At 40.4% G+C, this 3699-nt stretch carries 3 protein-coding genes and 1 tRNA gene; 2 read left to right on the forward strand and 2 right to left on the reverse strand.

Annotation, left to right across the window (positions count from 1 at the left end; genetic code table 11):
- Positions 1 to 69 precede the first annotated feature (69 nt).
- Positions 70 to 145, forward strand: a tRNA-Trp gene (locus tag AB204_RS18715).
- A 219-nt stretch (positions 146 to 364) separates the two neighbouring features.
- On the opposite strand, the gene hdfR is transcribed toward AB204_RS18715, so the two are convergent.
- Positions 365 to 1201: an HTH-type transcriptional regulator HdfR gene (hdfR, locus tag AB204_RS18720; RefSeq protein ID WP_047964899.1), complete on the reverse strand. Its 837-nt coding sequence runs from the start codon at positions 1199 to 1201 to the stop codon at positions 365 to 367.
- Positions 1202 to 1317: 116 nt separating this feature from the next.
- On the opposite strand from hdfR, the gene AB204_RS18725 reads away from it, so the two are divergent.
- Entirely contained in the window at positions 1318 to 1656 is a 339-nt protein-coding gene (locus AB204_RS18725; protein WP_047964900.1) for a MaoP family protein, read from the forward strand.
- 56 nt (positions 1657 to 1712) lie between these two features.
- Here AB204_RS18725 and AB204_RS18730 read toward each other — a convergent pair whose 3' ends face one another.
- Positions 1713 to 3239, reverse strand: a complete 1527-nt coding sequence (locus AB204_RS18730; RefSeq protein ID WP_047964901.1) for a YifB family Mg chelatase-like AAA ATPase — start codon at positions 3237 to 3239, stop codon at positions 1713 to 1715.
- Positions 3240 to 3699: the final 460 nt, after the last annotated feature.

The following is a 3699-nucleotide window of genomic DNA, read 5'->3' on the forward strand; positions in this document are numbered from 1 at the left end:
TGGTTAGAATACCGGCCTGTCACGCCGGGGGTCGCGGGTTCGAGTCCCGTCCGCACCGCCACCGTATTTAGGGGCGTAGTTCAATTGGTAGAGCACCGGTCTCCAAAACCGGGTGTTGGGAGTTCGAGTCTCTCCGCCCCTGCCAGTTAACAACTAAGTAATAATTGATATAGCTTTCAGATTAATAGCCCAGCTAGCTTTAGCTGGGTTTTTTCTTTATTTGTGCTTCCTCTTTTTTCTGTCATTTCTCTGTGTAGTTTCTATCTATCTATCTATCTATCTATCTATCTATCTATCTATCTAATTTAATTGCAGGCTTTGTTCTCCTGCGCATTCTCCCTATTTTTAACTATAAAAACAGTCCTCAGGCAGTTATAGGTGCTTTTTCGACAGGAATTTTTAGTAGCTGTTGGATAAAAGCTTGTTGATCACTGTTTTGCAGCCACACAGCGTACAGTGGTCGTTCTATTAACTTATTATCAAGTGAGGCTACGAGTTTTGGATATTTTTCTTGCCAGTGTATTGGGAGGAAGGTTGCAGCATTCACGCTATCCAATAATTCTCTCGCAATATGTGCTGATGTAGTTGTAATGATAGGAGGGTGATCATGCTTTAAAATTTGTTGTTCTTGTTGATGGAAATCAGCGCCCCATTCCAACTTAATGTAGTTCTCAACGCCTTTCTCAAGATTACGCGGGGTCGTTAATAGAACAAGCTGGATGTTACCAATCAACTTACTTTGGAATTCATCCATTTTTGGAGGTTCTGTGGTAATTAAAAGATCTAATTCACGAGAATGTAATTGTTTGACCAGTGATTGGCGCGTAGATACCAGAGATTCGATTCTCGTTTCTTGATGGAATTTGTAAAACGTATTTAACCAAGATGTCAGGTAGCCTTCCCATAAGGAGGCTGTAGCACCGATGGAAAGTTTTGTATGCTGAGCAACGTAGTTGATTTCTTTCTTTGCTAATTGCCAAGTATTCATTAGCGACTCTGCATAGGGTACAAGGCGCTCTCCAGCCGCAGTTAAGCGGATATTATTGCGATGCCGTGTGAATAAATTGGTACCCAACTGGTTTTCGAGTTGGCGGATCCGAAAGCTAACAGCAGATTGTGTTAGATAAAGCGATTCAGCTGCCCGGCCAAAGTGACGAGTCTTACTGACTTCCAAAAAGGTTTTCAGTAATTCAGTGTCCACATGCATCTCCAATAGTTTTTGTCGTTAAGATTTAAATATTTTGTTTTACAGAATGTCAAGCCTCCCTAATACTCCGCGCCATAATTGGTATGACATTAGAGTTAGGAGTGTGTCAGATGGCTGAAAGCTTCATCACGACTAATCGTTTTTTTGATAATAAAAACTATCCACGTGGATTTTCCCGTCATGGTGATTTCACCATCAAAGAGGCCCAATTGTTAGAACGTTATGGTCATGCGTTCAATGAATTGGATCTAGGTAAACGTGAACCTCAAACAGAAGAAGAAAAACTGTTTGTTGCAGTTTGCCGAGGTGAACGTGCACCTGCAACGACAGAGGAAAAAGTATGGACTAAATATTTGGCAAAAATTAGCCGTCCAAAACGTTTTCATACTCTTTCCGGCGGGAAACCACAGGTAGACTCCACAGAGGACTATACCGATACTGATGATTAATACCAGCATTGATATTAATCATCTATCAAGAGGGGGCAAATTGCCCCTCTTCTAATTTACCCAGTCTGTTTTTGTAGTTGAATAAGTAACCTATCCATACATCGGTAGCTGAGTGCCTCCATAATATCTGGTTTTTCTATTTCTTTTTGTTCTTTTAAGTCTGCGATTGTACGGGAAACTTTGAGTATTCTGTGCCAAGCACGTATAGATAGTCCCAATTTCAATAAAGTATTTTCCAGAAAAATGGCATCTTCAATTCTAATTTTGCAGATCTTTCCAGTTTGTCTGCTATTGAGATGAGCATTGATATACCCGCATCGCTCTATTTGTATGTTTCTGGCGGTTTGTACCCGTTTTTTAACTTCATGGCTACTTTCTCCATGTTTTACTGATGATTGACTGAGAATTCCGGGCGGAAGCAAAGGAACTTCAATCGAAAGATCAAAACGGTCTAAAAAAGGGCCTGAGAGTTTGGAAAGGTAACGCAATACCTGTTGCGGGCTACTTCTGTTATGTAATCCCTGATGGTAGCCAGTTGGGCTTGGATTCATAGCCGCAATCAGTTGAACTTGGGCGGGGAAACAGACTTTTGCTCTTGCTCGGGATATGACTATTTCACCGGACTCTAATGGCTCACGCAGTGCATCAAGAACGCTTCGATTAAATTCAGGTAATTCGTCCAGAAATAACACACCATTATGAGCAAGAGAAATTTCTCCGGGTTTAGGTATTGAACCGCCGCCAACGAGAGCGGCCATTGATGAACTGTGATGAGGCGCTCTAAATGGCCGTGTATGCCATTTTTGAGGGTTAACTGGATTACCAACTAAGCTTTTGATTGCTGCGACATCTAGCGCTTCCTGATGCGTTAATGGAGGTAGCAAACTACATAACCGACTTGCAAGCATGGTTTTACCTGTTCCAGGAGGGCCAAGTAACAGAAGGTTGTGACCGCCGGCGGCAGTAATTTCCAGCGCTCGTTTTGCTTGCTCCTGCCCGATAATATCCTGCATATCTAAGATAGATGACTCAGTTTGTATTTTTATGGGAGAAGGGGAGGATAAAGATGCTTTTTCTCCTTTCAGGAAATGGCAGACTTGAAGTAAATGGTTTGCCAGTAATGTTTCGTTCTGGGACAAAATTGCCAGTTCATCTTGATTCTCTGAGGAGAGAATCAGTTGTCTTCCTACCTTTTTTGCACTCAATGCGGCTGGGATAGCTCCCGTAACTCGTCGTATTTCACCAGAAAGCGCTAACTCTCCTAAAAATTCATAATGGTGCAGCTTATCTGTTGTTATTTGCTCTGATGCTGCCAAGATTGCTATAGCGATAGGTAAATCATATCTTCCTCCTTCTTTGGGGAGATCGGCTGGTGCTAAATTGACAGTTATCCTTTTAGGGGGATAAGTAAAACCGCTATTGATCAGAGCGCTCCTGACACGATCTCTGGCTTCCTTAACGGTCGTTTCAGGTAAGCCGACGAGTGTTAAACCGGGTAAGCCATTACTGATATGTACTTCTATTGTGACGATTGGGGAATCGATACCAATTGTTGCCCGTGTGTGAATGACAGCGAGTGTCATGGTGCTCTCCTTAGCAAGAAAGCGGCTATCATGAATCGATAAAAAATAATAAAAAGTCGTCTTTGCCTATTTTGCGAAAAGACTCGTAAATATATTTATCATTTCGACTGTTTTGGGGTTGTTTTTTATTCAGAGTAAGATAATAACTCAATGTTATTTATGAATAATGTGACAACCAGAAGACGTCCCAATAACGCCTTCTTAAGGCATACAGACATCATGGTTTTCTAACTATTTTACTTATTTTATTAATGATTTTTTTTAATGTTTTTTTTGGCTGTATTTATTAATGGTAATAACTATTAGCCAATAATACTAATTTTGGATGTGTTTTTATATCGTGTTATTTTTAGCTAGATGATTAACTTGTTTTTTATTATTTGGTTTATTAATTATTTTACAAAACAAACAGTTATTGATACTTTTAGTGCTAAAAAGTATTAACTTTCAGTGACTTAAT

The organism is Xenorhabdus khoisanae, from assembly GCF_001037465.1.
Lineage (GTDB): Bacteria > Pseudomonadota > Gammaproteobacteria > Enterobacterales > Enterobacteriaceae > Xenorhabdus > Xenorhabdus khoisanae.